The sequence below is a fragment of the Paenibacillus sp. Root52 genome, from assembly GCF_001426865.1.
Lineage (GTDB): Bacteria > Bacillota > Bacilli > Paenibacillales > Paenibacillaceae > Paenibacillus.
In genome coordinates this window covers 835884-856607 of sequence record NZ_LMFO01000001.1, presented here as the reverse complement: position 1 = coordinate 856607, position 20724 = coordinate 835884, and the positions used below count along the sequence as shown (strand labels likewise).

At 43.0% G+C, this 20724-nt stretch carries 18 protein-coding genes and 1 riboswitch; of the genes, 11 read left to right on the top strand and 7 right to left on the bottom strand.

What is annotated here, in order from left to right:
* Positions 1-102: 102 nt before the first annotated feature.
* Positions 103-741 carry a hypothetical protein gene (locus ASD24_RS03655; RefSeq protein WP_056691631.1) on the top strand — a complete coding sequence of 213 codons (639 nt, stop codon included), beginning with the start codon at positions 103-105 and terminating at the stop codon, positions 739-741.
* 179 nt (positions 742-920) lie between these two features.
* On the top strand, positions 921-1202 hold the full coding sequence (locus ASD24_RS30895; RefSeq protein ID WP_056691629.1) for a hypothetical protein: 282 nt from the start codon (positions 921-923) through the stop codon (positions 1200-1202).
* A gap of 85 nt (positions 1203-1287) precedes the next feature.
* On the opposite strand, the gene ASD24_RS03645 is transcribed toward ASD24_RS30895, so the two are convergent.
* The 3 genes from ASD24_RS03645 to ASD24_RS03635 all read right to left on the bottom strand — a co-directional run bounded on the left by ASD24_RS03645 (position 1288) and on the right by ASD24_RS03635 (position 4360).
* Entirely contained in the window at positions 1288-2118 is an 831-nt protein-coding gene (locus tag ASD24_RS03645; RefSeq protein ID WP_056691626.1) for a carbohydrate ABC transporter permease, read from the bottom strand.
* A 1-nt stretch (position 2119) separates the two neighbouring features.
* A complete protein-coding gene (locus ASD24_RS03640) occupies positions 2120-2992 on the bottom strand; it encodes a carbohydrate ABC transporter permease (RefSeq protein ID WP_056691622.1) in 873 nt (290 codons plus the stop codon).
* 93 nt (positions 2993-3085) lie between these two features.
* Complete coding sequence (locus tag ASD24_RS03635) at positions 3086-4360, bottom strand: ABC transporter substrate-binding protein (RefSeq protein WP_056692548.1); 1275 nt, start codon at positions 4358-4360, stop codon at positions 3086-3088.
* 236 nt (positions 4361-4596) lie between these two features.
* On the opposite strand from ASD24_RS03635, the gene ASD24_RS03630 reads away from it, so the two are divergent.
* From ASD24_RS03630 to ASD24_RS03605, 6 genes are all read left to right on the top strand, one after another.
* A complete protein-coding gene (locus ASD24_RS03630; protein WP_327205221.1) occupies positions 4597-6366 on the top strand; it encodes a sensor histidine kinase in 1770 nt (589 codons plus the stop codon).
* Between the two features lie 19 nt (positions 6367-6385).
* Positions 6386-7906, top strand: a complete 1521-nt coding sequence (locus ASD24_RS03625; protein WP_056691619.1) for a response regulator — start codon at positions 6386-6388, stop codon at positions 7904-7906.
* Between the two features lie 142 nt (positions 7907-8048).
* The gene (locus ASD24_RS03620; protein ID WP_056691616.1) at positions 8049-10106 is read left to right on the top strand and encodes a beta-galactosidase; all 2058 of its coding nucleotides are present in this window, start codon (positions 8049-8051) and stop codon (positions 10104-10106) included.
* Between the two features lie 187 nt (positions 10107-10293).
* Positions 10294-10770, top strand: a complete 477-nt coding sequence (locus ASD24_RS03615) for a DUF2975 domain-containing protein (protein WP_056691613.1) — start codon at positions 10294-10296, stop codon at positions 10768-10770.
* An 11-nt stretch (positions 10771-10781) separates the two neighbouring features.
* The gene (locus ASD24_RS03610) at positions 10782-10997 is read left to right on the top strand and encodes a helix-turn-helix domain-containing protein (protein ID WP_056691610.1); all 216 of its coding nucleotides are present in this window, start codon (positions 10782-10784) and stop codon (positions 10995-10997) included.
* A 190-nt stretch (positions 10998-11187) separates the two neighbouring features.
* Positions 11188-12582: an ATP-binding protein gene (locus ASD24_RS03605; RefSeq protein WP_056691606.1), complete on the top strand. Its 1395-nt coding sequence runs from the start codon at positions 11188-11190 to the stop codon at positions 12580-12582.
* A 582-nt stretch (positions 12583-13164) separates the two neighbouring features.
* On the opposite strand, the gene ASD24_RS03595 is transcribed toward ASD24_RS03605, so the two are convergent.
* The 4 genes from ASD24_RS03595 to ASD24_RS03580 all read right to left on the bottom strand — a co-directional run bounded on the left by ASD24_RS03595 (position 13165) and on the right by ASD24_RS03580 (position 17578).
* Entirely contained in the window at positions 13165-13542 is a 378-nt protein-coding gene (locus ASD24_RS03595) for a hypothetical protein (protein WP_056691598.1), read from the bottom strand.
* Positions 13543-14060: 518 nt separating this feature from the next.
* A complete protein-coding gene (locus tag ASD24_RS03590; protein ID WP_056691594.1) occupies positions 14061-15557 on the bottom strand; it encodes an amidase in 1497 nt (498 codons plus the stop codon).
* Between the two features lie 171 nt (positions 15558-15728).
* Positions 15729-16709, bottom strand: a complete 981-nt coding sequence (locus ASD24_RS03585; RefSeq protein ID WP_056691589.1) for a DMT family transporter — start codon at positions 16707-16709, stop codon at positions 15729-15731.
* 146 nt (positions 16710-16855) lie between these two features.
* Positions 16856-17001, bottom strand: a riboswitch (FMN riboswitch).
* A gap of 82 nt (positions 17002-17083) precedes the next feature.
* The gene (locus tag ASD24_RS03580; protein ID WP_056691586.1) at positions 17084-17578 is read right to left on the bottom strand and encodes a DinB family protein; all 495 of its coding nucleotides are present in this window, start codon (positions 17576-17578) and stop codon (positions 17084-17086) included.
* Positions 17579-17974: 396 nt separating this feature from the next.
* Here ASD24_RS03580 and ASD24_RS03575 point away from each other — a divergent pair, with 396 nt between their 5' ends.
* From ASD24_RS03575 to ASD24_RS03565, 3 genes are all read left to right on the top strand, one after another.
* The gene (locus ASD24_RS03575; protein WP_056691583.1) at positions 17975-18571 is read left to right on the top strand and encodes a hypothetical protein; all 597 of its coding nucleotides are present in this window, start codon (positions 17975-17977) and stop codon (positions 18569-18571) included.
* Positions 18568-18756: a hypothetical protein gene (locus tag ASD24_RS03570; RefSeq protein ID WP_056691580.1), complete on the top strand. Its 189-nt coding sequence runs from the start codon at positions 18568-18570 to the stop codon at positions 18754-18756. Before ASD24_RS03575 ends, ASD24_RS03570 begins: the two co-directional genes overlap by 4 nt.
* 197 nt (positions 18757-18953) lie before the next feature.
* Complete coding sequence (locus ASD24_RS03565; RefSeq protein WP_056691577.1) at positions 18954-20321, top strand: amidohydrolase family protein; 1368 nt, start codon at positions 18954-18956, stop codon at positions 20319-20321.
* Positions 20322-20724 lie beyond the last annotated feature (403 nt).

Genomic DNA, 20724 nt, shown 5'->3' with positions numbered 1-20724 from the left:
AAGTCCGCTTTTGATTATGATAATGCTAAACCTTCAAGACATTGCTCTTGAAGGTTTTTTAATATGAAGATAACATAATGAAGGATAGGAGGCGCAAATCAGATGAACTTATTTTACATCCAATCCTCCATAAGGGGAATGAGTTATGTAGCTTCATTTTTAGAGGATAACTTTATTGGTATGACATGGCCTGGAACAGGAAATTTGGAAGAGATGTTACCAGAGGAATGGAATGAGCGGTTGAGGGGACATTACAAGTTAGAAGAAACAGAGCTAGCAGGTGTGATGAAGGATTTTGATGCGTTTGTACATACTATGCAGGACGGGGACTACGTCGTTATCAAGGATGATGAGTGGGCGTATGTAGGAGATCTGGGCGATTATTACTACGATGATTCCTTAGGAATAGAAGAAGACTTCATATGCCATCGGCGAGGTGTTACCTGGCTGGGAAGGATACCCTTGGAGGATTTAAACGACAAAGTACAAGCTTTAATTCATCAGACTGGTACACTGGCTAAATTTGAACATCCAGTATCACAAGCACAGTTAGATCGTTATCTCACAGGTATGAATGAACCAACGGAAGGAACGGAAGGGAAGAATTCTCCAGCTACGAAGGTCGATAAAGCTACAATTGATGCTGCCCTGCATGTGATGAGACAAGCTTTAGACAGTGAGGATATCAACATACGTGTTCGTGCAGCGGAGGCGATCTTACAATATGCCAGATCGCAATGATTGAACTTGTACAGACTGAATAAATATGGTCGTTTGGAGCAGTTCGTGTAACTATGCTGTAATTTAATGCGTTTATTACTTGTAGGGACGAGATATGACACGCATTATTAACCCAAACGTACAAGGAGAACCTCATTATATGAAGAAACTTTCCCGTGGTATTTTATCTATCTGTGTAAGTGGAGAATAACCCAGAGAAATTTAAGGAGAACCTGAATAAGGAATCTGCAGCAACCAATAAGTATTATTTCTACTACACAAGCGATAGTGAAGAAGGGCGAGAATTTATGTTTTACGATCTAGATATCCTTGAGAAAGTAAACATCAATCAGCGCGAACAGATCCGGGTAGGTGTACGATTTGCTCAGAAAGATCCGGATGGACGTGTCGACAACACAGGAATCACGTACTTTTTCACGAAGAATCCAGATGGTGAATGGGGGATCGAGAATATAGACTAATAGAGACCATGAACTGATTCATGGTCTCTCCATAATCTACTCAAGATTGAATGATAAATTAGTCTCGATTCAAATGACGTTGAGGTCAACCTTTAACTGCACCAGCCGTCAATCCGCTGACAATATATTTCTGGCCAAATAGATACAATATAAACACGGGCAGTGACGTAAGCACAAGATTAGCAAAAATTAAATTCCAATCTCGGCTGTACTTGCCATAGAAGTTATAAATCGACAGCGGCATCGTCCACGTCGAGCTGTCTGTCAGGAAGTATACAGGAATGGTAATATCATTCCACACCGACATAAACACCATAATAGCAACCGTAGCATTAACAGGTAGGATTAGCGGCGTGACGATGCGGAAGAACACACCGAACACACTTGCGCCTTCTAGAAAAGCGACCTCGTCCAGCGCCCTTGGAATTGTTTTGATAAAGCCACTGTACAAGAACACACTAAAGGCTGTATTTAAAGCAGCATAGATGAGAATAACGCTTGTGATACTGCCATAGAAGCCTAAGCCCTGCACCACTCGAATGGTTGTAATGATCGACATCGGTGCAATCAGACCCATGAAGAAATACATATAGAGCGTGCCTGATAATTTCGTTTCCCGACGTGCTAGAATGAATGCTGCTGCTGAAGAGGCAACGATGTTGATGATAGACGATATACCTGTAATCCAGATACTGTTAAGAAATGCCCGTGATAGACCGCCTTCTTGGAAGACTCGAACATAGTTCGAGAACTGCCAGGTGTCAGGTAAATGTAGAGAGAAGCTGAGCACTTCAGCGCTGGTTTTGAATGATCCTAGGATCAGAATGACAAGCGGCAACAATACGATGAGTGAGGCCAGAATGAGGAACCCTTCCACGATATAATTGCGGATGGCAAGTTTGCGTGTATAGCCCATTTTATTCCGTAACCTCCTTACGCCGCATGAAAATCAATAGCGGTATAGCGATAATGGTAACAACCACGAACAGCAGTGTATTCACTGCGGTACCCAGACCCCAGTTACCTTCACCGAAGGAACGCAGAATGATCGTACCTACAACCTGTGATGCATTACCTGGCCCGCCGCCTGTCATGACGTATACTTCGGAGAACACTTTCAGACCACCAATTAATGTCAACATTAGGTTAATGTTAATCGCTGGCAGGAGAAGAGGGAGTGTAATTTTGAAAAAACTTCTCCATGAGCTGGCTCCATCAATCTTGGCTGCCTCGTAATATTCCTGCGAGATAGACTGTAGACCAGCCAGATAGATGGCCATCTGAAATCCAGCGCTCTGCCAGATCGACACAATAGCAATGGTCCAGATAACAATGGATGGATTCGTTAACCATGCTTGGCTTAAGGAGTGCAAACCGACAGCTTCTAGCAGCTGATTAATTGTACCTTCGGTGCGAAGCATAGGGGTAAACAGAATGCTGATTACAAGTATGCTGAGTATGGAAGGCGAGTAGAAGATGGCACGTAGCAGATTTTTGGTTCGCAGTCGCATATTAAGGCCTACTGCGAGCAACAAACCAATAACGTTTTTGCCGACCACGGTAACAATGGCGAAGATCGCCGTATTTTGCAGTGCCAGTATAAGCGTTTTGTCAGAGAAAATTTTCTTGAAGTTATCCCAGCCGATGAAAGTCAGCTCTAATCGATCCAACCGCCAGTCTGTGAAGGAATAATAGAAGCCCGCAATGGCAGGTACAACGAAAAAGATAGAGTAGATGATCAGTGCGGGAAATATCATGTAGTACGAATATAAATTTTTGGTTCTTTTCATATCTCACGCTCCGTTATAGCCAGGCAGCATAACCTCTAATCGGTTTCATACGACCCTGTCATACTGCCTTATATTTCAACAATGGTGTATTTCTTAGAATCCAGCTACACCTTTATCCTGCATCAATTGGCTGAATTTCTCATCCCACGATTTAAGTACTTCTTCCGGCGTTAAGCCACCTGCGAATTGATCCTGCAACAAACGGTACAGTTCGCTGCGATCCACTAACATGTATGCATCTGTCGTCAGAACTGTTTTCTTCGGCGTAATATAGTTGTCTACAATATCTTGCTTGTATGCCGGCAGTTCCGGTGTTGTCACATCATTGAAGTTTGATACATAGCCTTTGGAATCTACGATCTGTTGAGCTACATCTTTGGAAGCGATAAAGTCGAGGAACTGTTTAGCCTCTTCCAGATGTTTGGATTTCTTCGGAATAAATAATTGTCCGCCCAGTGGACTTGCCCCTAGACTTGCGTCCTCGGTCGATGGAATCGGGAATACACCCAGCTCCATACTTGGATCCTGCTCAGCAACGCCTTCAATCAACCAATCGCCCATAAACATCATAGCCACTTCTTTGTTCAGGAATTTACCCACGGCCATATCATAGCTGTCGCTGAGCACATCGGTGTTGGTGTACCCCTTGGTGTACACTTCGTACTGCTGTTCCAAGAAGGTTTTGAATTCTGGAATGTCAGACCACTTCTTCTTGTTGCTATTCAGGTCATCAAAAAAGGTCGGTTCATTCTTCGTTACAAAATCAGCAAAAGCGGCAGCAGGCCAGATGTTGGCAGCCCAAGCATCCTTGTACGGCATGAATACAGGTGTAATGCCGCTAGCTTTGATTTTTTCGCAGACCGCGAGAAACTGCTCATAGGTGGTTGGGATTGTTATACCAAGTTCTTCAAAAATCTGTTTATTATAAACGACGCCTTGCATCCCCGTATCTTGGCTGACATGGAAGCTGTAGATATGACCACCAGCCGAAAGTACATCCTTATTTACAATACGGCTCGCCCATGGCTCGTCATCGAGAACCTCGAAATTGCGTTCAAGATTGAGATCGGTCACTGCACTGGCTAGATTGTATTGGATGATATCAGGCGTTTCGTCTACCGCAAGCTTTGTCTGAAGCACAGTAGTTGTCTGCTCTGCAGGGATTAATTGTAGATTGACGCGTACATTCGTCTGTTTCTCGAACTCATCAAGGATATCTTGTTGGATAAAAGCTGAATCCTGAGAGCTCTTGGAAATGGCTAATTCCAGTGTGACCTTTGCTTTATTGTCCCCACCCGACGAACTTCCCGTGCTGGAATCACCAGCTCCACAAGCGGTTAATGAGATGGTTAGTAAACTAGCCAGCATCACCGTAGCGATCTTTTTTCGTTTAAGTATCTTCAATGTAAATCCCCCTCGATTACTTATGATTGAATCCGTTTACATCCCCGATTATAAATTTTTCCTTCCCCCAGGTACATGTCTGTGCTTGAAGGTTGATGTGTAATATCCTGAACTTGAAATCGCTATCATTTCATATAATCCCATGATACAGTTAAGCGTGAACGAATGAAGGGACATCTAGATGTGAAAGGAGAATCGCAATGAAAATGACAAAATTCATACATAGATCCACGCAATTCAGTTTGCAAACCAAGGTTTTTCTAACTTTTTTGGCATTACTTTTGTTTGTTCTATGTTGTTTTCTTGTATATGTTAATGTCGTTGTCATTCGCCCGCTGAAACAAAAAACAGTCCAGGATACACTGGTGACTACGACTAAAGTGAGAGAACAAGTAGATCTATACATGGATCAACAGAATCAGCTCTCGCAGCGGATCTTGTCCAGCAAAGACATCTTTGCCACGATGGACAAGAGTTCTTCTGCACATAGTGATTACGAGCGGCTGAAACAAATTCGGAAGCTTAAAGATATTATTTTTCAAGCGATTGGGCCGAGTATGAATATTAAGGACATGTCCATATATGACAAGCAAGGTATACTTCTTACGTCATACTTAGGTTCAGGTCAACCGCCAGTATCTATTCACACATTGCTGGGAGATAGTAAGGTTGGACGAGGGTGGGTAGGAAGCGGTTTTGTTCTACTCCGCCAAGGAGATACGATCTCATTTGTTCGGACGGTAAATGATCAGAATGGTAAAGTCTACGGTTATCTGTGCATCCAGATGGATCAAAGGGTGATTCAGAGTTTTACCGAAGGCATCTCAGCCGGTGAAGTTTATATCATGAACCAGCAAGGGGAGCAGATGACAGGTATTGAGCTTGGAACCAAAGCGATGCAATGGACAAAGCCACAATTGGAGGAGGGACTGGAGGTGGATGAACGTAACAATTACATCACGTACTCCACATCTGCTAGCACCGGTTGGGTTACATATATTGTTACGCCTAGCAAGTCGGTATTTGGCTCGATCCAGAAGGTTCAGACCATCTCAATTATGTTGATTACAGCATTAATGCTTATTTCTTTCGTCTATATTTACTTATCTACTCGCAACCTGTTGCTTCCGATCCGTAAACTTCGCAGTCAAATTTGGCGTATCAATTACAGCAATCTCAATTTAAAGGTCGATGATCGGCCCAAAAACAATGATCTCCTGTTGCTGAATGAAGCATTCCAGGATCTAATGGAACGGCTACAACAATCGATTGACCGTGAGAAAACAGCGTTGCATGAAGAGGTAAAAGCAAGAAATTCAGCACTTCAGGCTCAAATAGCGCCACACTTTATCCATAACGTTCTTTATTTGATCAGCATTGCTGCTCAAGAGGGCAGAACAAAGGTGGTGTCGGATATGTGTAAACATCTCTCAGAGAGCCTGCGTTATATCGTATCTTCTCCTTACGCACATGTGACCTTATCCGAAGAACTTGAGCATACAAGACATTATCTATCACTGGTTCAGCAAAAATATGAAGACGACCTGGAGTGGAATATCGATGCGGATCTATTAGCGAAAGAAGTCCGTTTACCACGCCTGGTCATCCAGCCTTTTGTAGAGAATTGCATTGAACATGCCTTTTGCCATACATCTCCGCCATGGCATATCCAGATTACGGTGAAGCAATATAACGGATTATGGGCGCTAGAGATCAGAGACAATGGAGATGGCTTCACGCCTGAGAAGATTCAAGAGATTCTCGCGAATATTCAGCAATCCCGCTCGGGAACCAACATGATGAATAACCAAGAGACCGGACTCGGCAATATGGGTATTGTTAATAGCGTTAATCGGCTCAAACTGATGTATAGCAACCGGCTATTTTTTAATATTTTCAATAATCAAGGGCATGGAGCAAAGGGAGCAACGATTCAAATCATCGGCTCGTTAACCAAGGATTTTTATTAAATGGGGAGGGCAGACACCAATGTATAACGTTATGATTGTCGAGGATAGTAAACCGATATTGCGCAATATCAGAACACATCTCGACACATTGAATTTACCGCTTCAAGTGACGGCTACAGCAACTAACGGCGAGGAGGCACTGGCGATCATTCGGCAGGAACCGATTCATCTGTTGTTAACGGATATCAGAATGCCTAAGATGGATGGCTTATCGTTAATTGAGCAAGCCAAGCTTGCGAACCCCTATCTCAAGGTGGTGTTGATCAGCGGCTACAGCGATTTTGAGTATACACGCAAAGCATTGAACTTGCAGGTGTTCGACTATTTATTAAAACCTATAGAGCGAGAGGCATTGGAGGAAGTGATGGGAAGGATCGTGGAGCAACTTGATCGGCTCATATCCAGAAGCTTACAAGAGTTGCAAGAGATCGTTGACCCAGAATGTTATGCTGAACTTACGTTTGGCGAGGAATTCCCGCTATACTCTCATATGATAATCATTCTACGCAAGCAACCTTTCAGTCTGGGAATGGATCGTTGGACTTCGGAGACATTAGAGCGAAGTTTAGCGGAATTTTTCCGTGCTCAGCCATGCCGGGTACTACTCACACAAACTTCGTACCAATATATTATTTTGGCTAACAGAGGAGCACTGGATTGGTATTCTTCCATGCATGAATGTCTTGAATCATTACGGCGGCACCTGTATGAAGAGGGGCTGGATGGAATCATTGGGGGACAGCTGATATCCGCTGATGTGGATCAGTTACCAGAACTCTATTACCGGATCACTTCAATATTAACGACCCAGCAGCGATTAAAGCATGGGCTAGCGCTGGATACGGGAAATCCGGTCTCGATGGCAAGATCGGAAACAAGCTGTTTGGACTCCTTGTTAGAATCTACTTTTGTACACATGATACAAGCTTGTCGGAAGGAAGCATTTGCGCTCAAGCTGTCTGAACTGATGAATCGATGGGCTGAGGAGAATGCACACTGGACAGAGATTGAGCGTTTTGTAGCGCTCGTGGTGGACACCTTCGCACATCTCTATGAGGAACGAGGATCAGGCATGCGATTAGCTTTGGAGCTTAGAGCCAAACAATGTTTTGAAGTGAAGACGTATGAGGACTTTGGCCGTGAGCTACTTGAATGGACAGCTCAATGCTTCGACATGCTGCAATCCCAAGGGCGGAAGAGTGGTGAGCTGCTGTTCGAGCAGATTGACGAATACGTTAAAACCAATCGTTATGCCTCGTTATCCATTAGCGATATTTCAATGAAATTTCATGTCAGCCCTTCATATATCAGTAGGGTCATTAAACAGGTCACACAACGCACTTTCGTACAATATTATACCGAACTTCGAATGAAGGAAGCTTGCAGATTGATGGCCAGTCAACCCGACATGAAATTCAAAGAATTATCGGAGCTGTTGTCGTTCAGCGATCAGCATTATTTCTCCAAAGTATTCAAGGAATATACAGGCGTTAGTCCGACGGAATATAAGGAACGCTTGCTTAGCACGAATCCCGAATGACAATGCAGTGATGAATAAACAGGAGTATTTCGTGACCAAATGCCTTGAAATTTGGATAGAATGCCTTAATATTAAATAAGGTTCGATAATGAATATAGTTTAATAACTAAAAAAAGCAACCTGGTTAAGGGAGACTGGAATTATGCGAAATGCATTGGATCTAAAACGTTTTTATATGGGAGCTTGTTACTATCCTGAGCATTGGGATGAATCGTTATGGGCAGATGATCTAGGAAGAATGAAGGAAATGGGCTTTGATCTGATTCGAATCGGAGAGTTTGCATGGTCTATTTTTGAGCCACAGGAAGGGCAGTTTAGTTTCGAATTCTTCGACCGCTTTCTTGAGCAAGCGATTACATTGGATATGAAGGTGATTATGGGAACACCGACTGCTACGCCACCAGCATGGCTTACACATACGTATCCTGAAGTGTTAAACGTTTCAATGGAAGGCACTACATATCATCATGGACAGCGCAGACACTATAATTATAGTAGTCCTATATATCTAGAGCTTTGCGCGCGGATTACAAGAGAAATGGCTCAGCACTACAAGGATCATCCTGCGATTATTGGATGGCAGATTGATAATGAACTGAATTGTGAGACAAACGTATTTTATGCAGAAGCGGATCATCTTGCATTTCGGCGGTGGCTGCAACAAAAATACGGCACATTGGAAAGCCTGAATCAAGCGTGGGGCACAGTCTTTTGGAATCAGACGTATGATCATTGGGATCAGGTGCACCTCATTCGTCCAACTGTATCCGATTCACCTAATCCACATCAGGCATTGGACGAGAAACGCTTTATTTCGGATAATACGATTTCATTCGCAAAACTTCAAGGCGACATTCTAAGAGCAGAAGCACCTAACCAATGGGTTACAACCAACGGCCTCTTTGGGCATCTAGATAGCCACCGAATGTCCGATGAGATTTTGGATTTCATGTCGTATGACTCTTATCCGCAATTCAGCACCATCTATCCTGATTCGGGAGAACAGCCGTTGCTTGATCGGAAATGGAGCCTTTCCCTGAGTAATGTCAGAGATATATCGCCGAATTTTGCTGTACTAGAGCAGCAATCGGGTCCTGGTGGCTGGGTGAACCGAATGCAAATGCCATCCCCACATCCAGGGCAAATGCGTTTGTGGACGTATCAAAGTATTGCTCATGGTGCTGATATGGTATTGTACTTCCGCTGGAGAACGGCTACGATCGGTACCGAAATATATTGGCATGGAATTAATGACTACCATAATCAGCCGAATCGTCGGGTTGCAGAAGCTGGACTTGTGGGTAAGGAATTGCAAAAGGTGGGAGAACGTATTGTTGGCAAGCGTTATGTTGCGCAAGTAGCCATGCTGCGTGATTATGATAACGAATGGGACGGGGAGCTGGATCAATGGCACGGATCATTAACGAGACCAAGCGAGTTAAGTTGGTTTAAAGCGCTTCAATATGCACATATCCCAACAGACGTAGTGACCGTTCGTCCTGGAGCTGAAACAGAACAACTGCAGGATCTTACCAAATATCAACTGTTGATCTACCCTCATCCTGCCATTTTACGAGAGGATACAGCCGCAATGCTTCAGAAATATGTAGAGGGTGGTGGGTCGGTTGTATTTGGTTGCCGGACAGGGTATAAAAATGAGTCTGGTCATTGCCGTATGCAGCCGTTGCCAGGTCCCGTTGCAGAACTTAGTGGCATACAGGTTGAGGATTTTACAATGGTTAACGGTACAGCTAGTCCAGTTAGTGTACAGCTGAACCAACATACGAACCTGTTTGACGCTCCAAGCTTCAATGATATCCTGCGGGTACACGCAGATACAGTTAAAGTCTTAGGCACGTATGCTTCTAGTTATTATAAAGGTAAACCAGCACTAACGGTTAATCGGGTTGGCGAGGGCAAGGTTTATTATTGGGGAGCTGCCTTTGATCTGTCGATAGCTGCCCAGCTGTTAAGTGAGCTTCAGATTGTGTCTCCGCTCAAAAACTGGTGCGAGCTACCTGATACGGTTGAGGTCGCTATACGTGCAGATGATCAGGAAGAACTCGTATTCTTACTGAATTACAGTAGTGAAGAGGCCGAGATTAAACTCCATGTGCCAACAGAAGAGTTGCTTCAAGGCAGCCGGCTTCAGGGGACGGTTACACTGGAGCCTTATGGAGTATGGGTGCTGAAAAAATAAATATCTTAATACCTTGAAGCAGTTCAAGAGCATTTCTTATGATAAGAAATGCTCTTTTTGTGTTTTGGTGTGAATAGTGAGTGCAAGAGAATAACAACAATAATATAATGATGTATAATAAATATTTATTGTAAAACGATAAATTAGCTGTTACATTTAGAATATAATTATGTGTGAGGTGCTAAAGATGAAACGAGGTTCTACTTTTTTGTTGAAGATCGCTGTATTTTTTATTGGAATGCCGGCGCTTGCTCTATGTGTACTAGGCATACCTTGGTTAGCTAACCACCCTGTGAATCCAGTCTATGCCGGGTTACTGTATCCTATTGTAATCATCTTGTTCGTAACATTAGTTCCATTCTTTGTAGCGTTGTATCATGCATTCCGCCTTCTGATTTATATTGATAAAAATAATGCGTTCTCGAACAACTCTGTGCAGGCGTTGAAGAAAATAAAATTCTGTGCAACTATAATTACCGCATTGTACGTTGTCATACTACCATTCGTTTTTCTCGTAGCAGAGAAAGACGATGCTCCAGGACTCATTATTATGGGGATGGTACCGATTTTCGCTTCGATGGTCATTGCCATTTTTGCTGCAGTTCTACAAATGCTTTTACAAGAAGCGATCGAGATCAAATCAGAGAATGACTTAATTATTTGAGGTGAAATAGCATGGCCATTATAATCAACATTGATGTCATGTTGGCGAAAAGGAAAATGAGCGTAACAGAACTTTCTGAGAAGGTTGAAATTACCTTGGCTAATATGTCTATCTTAAAAAATGGTAAGGCAAAAGCGATTCGATTATCCACTTTAGAAGCCATTTGTAAGGCGCTTGATTGTCAGCCGGGTGATATATTAGAATACCAAGCTGATGAAGGCGAATGAGAAATGTGTGCAAATGGAAAATAGTGCTTTAAGTATTTGGAGGATGATGCCTATAATATTAGGAATCATCCTCTTTTTTTATTTACAGAAAAGCGATATATCACCTGAATGAAGTGTAAATCAATTAGACGCATCCTGTTTTATCCTCTATAGTAGTAGATAGTAAAGGCAAGCATTAAGGAGTCCTTATATGAGCAAACAAGCCATTCCTTTGAATTCGTTGACTGAGGTCACGAACGGGGGACATATTATTTATTTTTTCGAGGATTTCAATTGTTATATTGATAATGCGGTATCTTACATCATGACGGGGATCGATCAAGGTCATCATATATTGCTTATTGAGCAAACTGCCACATACCATAAGATTCTGCAAAAGCTTAAAGGCAGCGTACCTCATGAGCAGCTTCACTTTCTTCATTATGCTAACAATTTAGAGTACTATGGAGAACATGGTAATTTCGAATTCCAACACATTCTTGCTCATTTTGAAGATATCATGGGCGACATACAGGAGCAAAACAAGCCTGTGCGGACGTGGGCAAATGTGATGACATGGGGAGATCATCCGGAAAAGCAGATTCTAGATAATTTAGTCACCTATGAACGGCAAACGACATGCGTTGTTCAAGACTATGGAATGTTATCGGTCTGTGCGTACAATACGGAAATGATCTCTTCTTCTCTACAGACTAAATTGATGAGAGAACATGAATACATGATGACAGATCTGGAGTTCGTGAAGTCACCTCTGTATCATTATAAAGCTTCGGATGACGTGATTTTTCCGTCGTTATCGGTACAAAGTCAGTTGTTATATGAACAAAAGCATCTGATGATCGAAAAAGAAGCCGTTGAAACGGCTAGTCAAGTTAAAAGTGATTTCATAACAACGATGAATCATGAGATTAGAACACCAATGAATGGGCTGCTGGGCATCTCGGAGTTGTTAGCAGCTACAGATCTGAATGCAGAACAGAGAGAGTATGTCACCACGATACAAAGCAGCGGGAAGTCTCTACTTCGTTTCGTAAATGACATCTTGGATTTTAATAAGTTGGAATCAAGCTATGATCAATTACTGATTGAGCCTTTCAATCCTCGTGAATCCGTTAAAGAAACTTTGGATATCCTTCATACCGCCATCTCGGATAAAAATCTTCAAGTGAATATTTCCATGGATACTCGAATTCCGCAGATTGTTGTTGGAGATGATGGTCGATTCAGACAGGTATTGCTGAATTTATTAGGAAATGCCGTGAAATTTACACCGGCAGGAAGCATCGACATTGATGTTGTGCTTCTGAATACCGATGACAACAAGCTTAAAATGCAAGTCACCATACAGGATACGGGGACTGGAATCCCCCAGGACAAGCGAAGCCAGGTGTTTCTACCTTTTTCCCGAGTGGATAACAGTGTTACCCGACGAACAGAAGGAACAGGTCTTGGGTTAGCGATCTGCAAACGGATCATCGAACTGATGAATGGGGAAATACGCTTGGAAGACGAGCACAAGGACATCCCAGGTACCACAATCACGTTTACAGCGGAATTCAATGCATATCTTGAGGTTGATCTCTGAACTGGCATCACCATACTTTAAAATAACTAGTTACTTCGGAAAGTAGGATGCCAAATGTTGACTTTGCAGAAAACTGAGCTTCAGGGACACGATGTATTCGAACTCATGCAAAGGCGTCTTCAAGACACACATTGGTTAGAGAGTTCCATTTACTTAACGGAAGAAGTAATTAATGAGACTGAATTTGTAAAGTTATGTACCCATTGTTTAGTGAATTTTAACTATTACGGTCCTACGGAAGTCAACCGTGCTGAATGACAACAGATGAAACAAATGGCTGAATCATCCGAGTCCGTGAGAACTAGGCAATTGATAGCGGAAATGGATGCTTGGGCAATCGTATGCTTCCAAAATCATTCGTGCTTCACGATCTGCGGTATATAACTTGCGGAGATGACATTATATAGATATTTCATACTAGTTTAATAGAGGAAAGGCAGTCGTTCTTAGAGAACGAACTGCCTTTTTGTTTGGTGATGAGGCTCATTGCGACGCTAGTTAGGGTGTTCGTTTAAGATCAGCAAGTGTGATTTTCGGAAATATAGGAGGGTTGGCTGCACCTATTAAAATGGGATTCTGATATTAGATCAGACGGTAGCCAGGGGGCAAGTTGCCTGTACGTCTAATTTTGCGAATCTGAGCCAGTGTCAGTCGCTCATTGGATGCGATTAGAGATTCAACATCTCCTCTGCGCAGAAAGTCATCCAATTCTCGAATGCTGCGGTTGCCACGCAGTACAACAAAATTATCTCTGAAACTAGAACGATCGAATAAGACAAGAGTAGCGTTCGGATTGGTAGAGAAGAAGCGCAAACTCTCAATACCTGTCAGAACTGAATCAATATCTCTAATGCCAAGGTTGCCACGGTACACTCTTCTTAATCCCCTGAAATTCTCTTCACTAAACACGGTTAAGCGGGGATAGATGATCTGAGAGATTGATGCATTTTTGTTAGTCATATTGAATACCTCCTTAACATAGTAGGCACGCATCCTGGATATAGGAGATGCCATGAGACATCCTATGTAAGAGAGATGACAATCGCGTGGACTAATCTAACCTGTCAAAAGCATAGAGATAGATAGAGTAATAAACTTAGAATGATATTTGTTAACAACATAATTATTATGTAAACTAATATCAATTTTTTTATTATACCTTATAAAAAAATACTAGAGTGTGATTTTATGTAAAAATGTAAAATAGGAGGGTGAGATAGTTTGATTTTACATCTTGCCTATTTCAATTTTCCAACATACTCATAATCCGATTGATAGGTCATTGACCGCATCCCATTTGAGTTCTCATTTGAGTTCTCATTCCATTTCTCTAGGAGCTTACAGACAAACTAAGAATAACTTGTAGATATAAATAAGCTACTACAATCGCTTTAACACGATTGCAGCAGCTTATTTAATAGTGAGCCAGTAACTTCAATAACCTTAATAACTTCAATTAAGTCAACTCTAATCAGAGATCATGAAGGAAACAGCGGGTTACCTTCCATGCCAATCCAGATATCGGATGCCTCAAGTTGTCCAGCAAGATGCAACAGCCAGTCTTCACGGCCTTTGGTGGCCATTACCTGAACACCCATCGGTAAACCTTCAGGTGTCATATGAACAGGCACGCTCATAGCAGGCTGACCCGTTAGATTTGCAAGCTGGGTATAAGGAGTGTACGTAAGACTTGGTTCGAACATTTCATAGATCAATTGCTGCTGCTCTAGCTTGTCCAGATCGCTTATTCGCATTAGATGCTGAATCTGCTCCGCATGAGGCGTGAGCTCTCCAATCTGAGGTGCTGGATAAGCATTAACTGGCGTAACATAGAAGTCATAACGGGTGAACAGGTTAGACATTTGTGCCGCCGCAACATCCCATTCCGCTAAACTATGCACAAACTCCGCTGCAGATACTTTTTTGCCCGCTTCAGCGAGAACCCATGACTCGATCTCCATATCGTCTGCCGTGAGCTCTCTACCCATAGCGTGCTCCATAGAAGCGATCATCGCAGCCATTTCACCGCTGTTCATCATATAATAGTTTTCCATCAACCGTACGCCATTAACTGGACTTAACTTCTCTTCAACCTCATGACCTTGCTCCTCCAACCAACGAACGACCTTATATACGGCTTGTATGGCTTCCTCACTTACAGAAGTCCCTACTGGAGAATCGGTAGTATAAGCAATTTTTAATTTGCGTTGATGAGGATAATTCAGATCTGCCAAGTAACTGCCGGGAAAGAGGGGAGCATGAAATGCAGCTTCTGGTTGAATAACTTGCAACGTATCTAGCAGCGCAGCGCTGTCCCGGACAGTTCGAGATAATGCAAAATCAATCGAAGCGCCTTGCCATTGACGACCAACACCTGGTCCTACTGGAGTACGTCCACGTGTTGGCTTCAGACCAAACAACCCGCTGAAGGAAGCAGGGATGCGGATAGAACCACCTCCGTCACTGGCACCGGCTAGAGGTACAATTCCGGATGCTACTGCCGCAGCGGCGCCCCCGCTTGAACCTCCAGGAGAATGATTCGTATTCCATGGATTGCGTGTAGGTCCGTGTAAACGGGGCTCGGTAATATTTTTCAGCCCGAACTCTGGCGTGTTCGTATGTCCGATAATAATAAAACCAGCTTCACGTAATCGAGAGACAAAGTTAGAACTACGTAACGCTCGATGATCTTTAAGAAGACGGGAGCCTGAAGTTAGGATCTGACCCTCTAGGGATTGAGAGATGTCCTTAAGTAGCAAAGGCACACCAGCAAAAGGTTGCTCTCCTGGGCGAATCATGCTTGCTTCCTGACGAGCTTGTACTTCATATGTACGAATTACCGCATTAAGCTGTGGATTCACTTCTTCGAGTCGTGCATATGCTGCTTCAAGCAGTTCAATTGGAGATACTTCTCGGGAGCGTACAAGCTCTGCTAAACCAATAGCATCGTAAGATGTATATGAAAATGAAGACATTAAGCATCTTTCCTTTCTAAGATGGATATCTAGTGTTCCATATGTCATCGTACCATCGGATTGCTGAAAAAACAAAAGCACTGTTCATCCAGTGGGATAAACAGTGCTGCGTTCTTTTATATAATGTTTGAGAAGTTGACATATATGTTAGGAATGCATCCTGCGAGGTAATTATTCTGTACGAAGCTTAGGGGCAGCATCAGCAACACTTGCCGACCGCTCCTGCTGTCTGGAAATCGCAAAGAGTGCAATCCATATTAGGATAAAACCAACGAGCTGTTCCCATGTAATCAACGTACGGAAAGCGATCCAGTTCACCAGAACACCCGCCATCGGGAAACTAAGTTCCGCTAGCGTAGCGACAGAGGCTTTTGTAGAGGATAAGCCTTTATAATATAACAGCAAGCTCAATAGTCCAGGCAATAAAGCTTGACCCAATACATTAAGCACGACGGCCGCTTGTTCACCTGTTCCGGAGGGGAATGTCCATGCTGCTCCTTCATGCCATGTCATCAAGAAGAGGAGCGGCAGAGCGACTACGAACCGGAGAGAAGTAACGGTCTCATATCTTGCTTGCCCTAACATTAATCGTCCCATCACCGTAGATCCGCCCCAGAGAGCAGCTGCTCCCAAGGATAACAGGCTACCTGCATGAATCCAGGTGTTCCAGTTTCCGAGAGGAAGTGTGAATCCAAACGTGAGCAAATAGGTTCCTGCAAGTGCAATAAAGAAAAGTCCGCCGAAGCGACGTGGTAACGTTTCTTTCAAAAGCAGCTTCGCGAGCACAATGGCGAACAAGGGTTGCATTTTTTGCAACAAGAGAACGGTATTGGGATCGTTATTGGTGAGCGCCATGGTGAATAACACCGTTGCTAGTGCTGATCCTCCCCAGGAAATGAAGATTACAGCAACCCAGTGTCTAGCACGTAGATTTTTCAGGTCTGCGCGGAATTTCCATAAGACAGGAATGGCGACTAGACTTACAATGATGTGCTCAATAAGTACAATTTGAGTTGAGGTCATCGTCTGAAGCAAAATAATACGGAACAACGGATCTACGCCCCATAACGCAGCACCGATTACAACAAGCCAGAATCCAGTGTTACTTCGTTCTTTCCGATAGACCGTTGAGGCAGTTTGATTCTTTTCCATATTCAGGACTCCTTCGTCAGAACACGGAATCTTCAGTTGGCAAAATCGACAAAAGCCCCCGTTCTGGTGAATCACCAAATAAACGGGGGCTCATCCATGCATATGTCGTCAGAGAAGAGGACTTCCCGTAGAACGGCATGACATGTGTTGATCTTCTCTCATCCGGACTTTACCGTCGGCCTTGGAGTCTCACCAAGTCAGTCGCTGATAACTATATCAGTCAGCGAGTCGCGGGCTGGTTCCGAGGAACATCACCGCCGGTTGGGAATTGCACCCTACCCCGAAGATCCTATTCAATTGTTAGTGTGTTGAACAAGTTGTAACATCAATGATTTCATCTTAATCTTGTAAGCGCTAGCAGTTCAAGTGTTTTTTTAGAAGACGATATTCCAGTTTCCTTGCTGTCTGCGAAGAAGAACAATCTGCCCGGCATGATATGCATCATGTAGTATCCATTGGCTAAGGGTATGCCCCCAAGTATCCTCAGTATTCATATATTGTGCATCAAGATTAGACTGTTGCAAGGTTGCAAGCTGAGTTCGTAACTGTTCAGCAAGTTCTGTAGTGCTCCTCACTAAGTCGTTCCATCCTGCCTCGTCTGTTGCATCGCCCGTACCACCAAATGTCGCAACATTGCTCTCTGCGGCTGGATCAGAGGTTATACCCTGCATACGTTGGAAGATACGATGGTTGTAATAATGCATGTGGTTTACCAGTTGCCAGATGCTAAGTCCACCTGAAGGTGGAACCCAGGCAGCTTGTTCAGCAGAAAGCCCCTCCAGTGCTTTTGCTACAGGTACAATCCAATTACATTGATCCCATGTGTTATCCTTTTGCGTTAATAAAATGTCGATTGCAGATACACTCATATTTCGTTCCTCCTAGTTATCGTGGTCTCGCTAATCAATCTGGTTGAAAGCCAGCACACATCAAATATTGCCCTTTACGTAATTACACTTTCATTCATTATAGGAAACAATAGGATGAATATATCACAACAGAACGATGTTGTGATGATATGCCCTTCATAGACGGTGGCTTATCTGATTTTATCTGATTCTCTGGATGTCGTACGATTGCTCATGAAAAAAAGGCTTCAAACATCTTATGTATAATTATGTTAAAATTACAATGATACGTAGTAAACTTCTAACGAATTGGATCAAGCGAGCAACATTTATCGTTCGGGAAGCATTTAATATGTAGCATTCATCTGAAATGCATTACTTATTATTAATTATTATCTCATTGTATGGAGGGGTATTTTGCGAAAAGGATTAATTATAGTTGGTCTATGCTTGCTTGTTATATTAGGATTTGGCGCGATGCAAGGGTTACATGTGAATGAAATCAACGCATTGCCTCATGATGGTCAGATTGTAAAATCCAAAGAAATTAACGGTTACGGCCAAGTGGTATTGTTCGTAGATCATCAAGACCAGAGTTTTGGCATAGCCAAACTTGAAAAGAAGTTCGGTTTCTTACATCGTTATGATGGAAGCTCATATGGTCGTACGGTCGAGGAAGGCAAGCCATTTGAGGCTACTGGTCTAGGTGATCCTAATCGCTTTGTAGTTGGGGTAGTAACAACCATGGAATCCAACATCAAATACATAGCGGTGGGCAATCATCTGAAGGATGTTTCGTCTTCGCAATCTTACGAGCTCTCCCTTGAAGAAGTGAAAGCCAAACCGGATGACTATCAACTTGAAGAGATTGACGATCTGTATGCACTGTTTGTATTAGATGAGTATACCGAGGAGAACTGGACAATAAGAGCTTTTGATCAAGATGGAAATATCGTTGCAGACAAGATTTTTGGCGGGGAAGTAAGATACATGAATGAGGAGAGAGTCGATTGAAAAGAGTCATTTTTACTTTGATTGGGATTGTTATCATTAGCTTTGCATTATTAATAGGGATTAACCTCATCGGTTCACCTTTTCCCATTGTTGTTGAGGAACACTCAGTGATTCCTGGAGAGCGCGAAGTGAAATATCATGAAGGAGACCATTCACTGCTTCAATTAATCTGGTGGAATGATTAGATTGAAAGGATTCATAAAACCTTGCATAGCTACTTGCTACTCAAGGTTTTTTTGATTCCAAAATTTGCAAATCTAGAGATGCAACTATATAATACATATATACTTTATAAAATTAAGTTGTATAATAATGTCGTTCAGCATTGAATCATACCATCATGCAAGCCATATCCAAAACATAATGATTGGAGATGTGTCTAATGGGGAAAAGTTATTTGCTGAAAAATGGTTGTGTTATTTCAATGGATGCCTCGGTTGGTCAGTACAAAAGAGCCGATGTCTTAATTGAGGATTCTATCATTATAGCTATTAAGCCTGATCTGGAGTGTGCAGAAGCCGAAGTTATCGATGCATCTGATATGATTGTGCTCCCGGGACTTGTAGATACCCATCGCCATGTGTGGGAGTCATTGGTTAAAACAACAGGCACGAATTGGTCACTGCCCGTGTATTTGCAGAATCTCTATTATGGAGCTATGGGGAGCAAGCTTCGTCCTCAAGACAGCTACATCGCGAATTTATTAGGATCTTTGGAAGCGCTTAATGCAGGGGTGACAACTGTATTGGATTGGAGTATGCCGTATTCGCCAGAGCACACAGATGAATTGATTCATGGACTTCAGGATGCGGGAATCCGTGCGGTATTCGCTCAGGGTGTACCTGGTGAAACGAATTACTGGAATAGAGATAGTCTTCTTACATACTCCAACGATGTACGCAGAGTGAAGCAGCGATACTTCTCATCAAGGGATCAATTGCTGGCGTTTGGGCTTGCCATTCGAGGGCCGGAGTTCAGTCATTGGGATACAACGGTCAAGGAGATTCGTCTTGCAGAGGAATTAGATGCCATTTGTTCCATGCACGTAGGATTCGGGACTTGGGGCAGTGTGGATCGCTCAGTGACAAAGCTACATGAGGCAGGTCTACTGAGTCCACGAATAAATGTGGTTCATGGCAATACGATGGGGCTTGATGAATACAAAATGCTCGCCGATCAAGGTGCGTCACTTTCGATTACGCCTGAGATAGAGATGATGATGGGGCATGGATACCCAGCGACCGGCCATTTTCTGGAGAATGGAGGCACGCCAACACTCGGTGTGGATGTGGTGACATCCACGGGTGGTGATATGTTTTCTCAGATGAAGTTTGCGCTGCAGGCAGAGCGGTCGAGAGCGAATGAGCAATTGTTGCAGCAGGGAGAAATGCCTGGTGAGCTGAACTTACAGTCGAGTCAGGTATTGAGATTCGCCACATCGGCTGGCGCACAAGCGTTGGGACTAGGGCATAAGATTGGCACACTAGCACCAGGCAAAGAGGCCGACCTGATTATGATTCGTACGACGGATCTGAATTTGTTCCCCGTTCATGATCCGATAGGGGCCGTTGTACAATTCGCTAATCCATCAAACGTGGACACTGTATTTGTGGCAGGTCAACCGGTGAAGAGAGAAGGTAGGTTGTTGCATGTAGATTTAGGTGCGGTTCGCCGTCAGGCATTGGAGAGTACCAGCTACCTTCTAACGCAATATCAGATGTCTGATGCAGATCGGATCATATTTTCGTAACCTTGGGATATTAGAGAAATAAAGATTAAACCAAGAGCCGCATGGGATCATGCGGTCTTTTTTTGTTCCTTGACGAGCATTAATCAGACAGGATTCGTGAGAGATGGACAGCGTAAATAAACGAAATAAGCTGTTATTCACACGAATTCATATAACAACGTATTTAAACAATTTTATGGTGAGGAAAAGTGAAATAAAAACTGCGCATAATATAAATTATACGTAGTTTTCGTTTAGATCGATTTTTATTATCTTTCACGGGCAAGATATCATGATAATTTCCGCTTAAAAAGCACAACATACGACATCTCTCTAAATAAAAATTTAATCAAGCAACGCGATAACGTGTAGAATCGACTAGTTTTTTATAGGTGGTCGATAAGATAGAACAAACCACTTTTTT

Bases quoted from the DNA above. Each gene is read 5' to 3' on its own strand.
- ASD24_RS03655 (WP_056691631.1), top strand. From the start codon at position 103: ATGAACTTATTTTACATCCAATCCTCCATAAGGGGAATGAGTTATGTA.
- ASD24_RS03645 (WP_056691626.1), bottom strand. From the start codon at position 2,118: ATGGGCTATACACGCAAACTTGCCATCCGCAATTATATCGTGGAAGGG.
- ASD24_RS03640 (WP_056691622.1), bottom strand. From the start codon at position 2,992: ATGAAAAGAACCAAAAATTTATATTCGTACTACATGATATTTCCCGCA.
- ASD24_RS03635 (WP_056692548.1), bottom strand. From the start codon at position 4,360: ATGCTGGCTAGTTTACTAACCATCTCATTAACCGCTTGTGGAGCTGGT.
- ASD24_RS03630 (WP_327205221.1), top strand. From the start codon at position 4,597: ATGAAAATGACAAAATTCATACATAGATCCACGCAATTCAGTTTGCAA.
- ASD24_RS03625 (WP_056691619.1), top strand. From the start codon at position 6,386: ATGTATAACGTTATGATTGTCGAGGATAGTAAACCGATATTGCGCAAT.
- ASD24_RS03620 (WP_056691616.1), top strand. From the start codon at position 8,049: ATGCGAAATGCATTGGATCTAAAACGTTTTTATATGGGAGCTTGTTAC.
- ASD24_RS03615 (WP_056691613.1), top strand. From the start codon at position 10,294: ATGAAACGAGGTTCTACTTTTTTGTTGAAGATCGCTGTATTTTTTATT.
- ASD24_RS03610 (WP_056691610.1), top strand. From the start codon at position 10,782: ATGGCCATTATAATCAACATTGATGTCATGTTGGCGAAAAGGAAAATG.
- ASD24_RS03605 (WP_056691606.1), top strand. From the start codon at position 11,188: ATGAGCAAACAAGCCATTCCTTTGAATTCGTTGACTGAGGTCACGAAC.
- ASD24_RS03595 (WP_056691598.1), bottom strand. From the start codon at position 13,542: ATGACTAACAAAAATGCATCAATCTCTCAGATCATCTATCCCCGCTTA.
- ASD24_RS03590 (WP_056691594.1), bottom strand. From the start codon at position 15,557: ATGTCTTCATTTTCATATACATCTTACGATGCTATTGGTTTAGCAGAG.
- ASD24_RS03585 (WP_056691589.1), bottom strand. From the start codon at position 16,709: ATGGAAAAGAATCAAACTGCCTCAACGGTCTATCGGAAAGAACGAAGT.
- ASD24_RS03580 (WP_056691586.1), bottom strand. From the start codon at position 17,578: ATGAGTGTATCTGCAATCGACATTTTATTAACGCAAAAGGATAACACA.
- ASD24_RS03565 (WP_056691577.1), top strand. From the start codon at position 18,954: ATGGGGAAAAGTTATTTGCTGAAAAATGGTTGTGTTATTTCAATGGAT.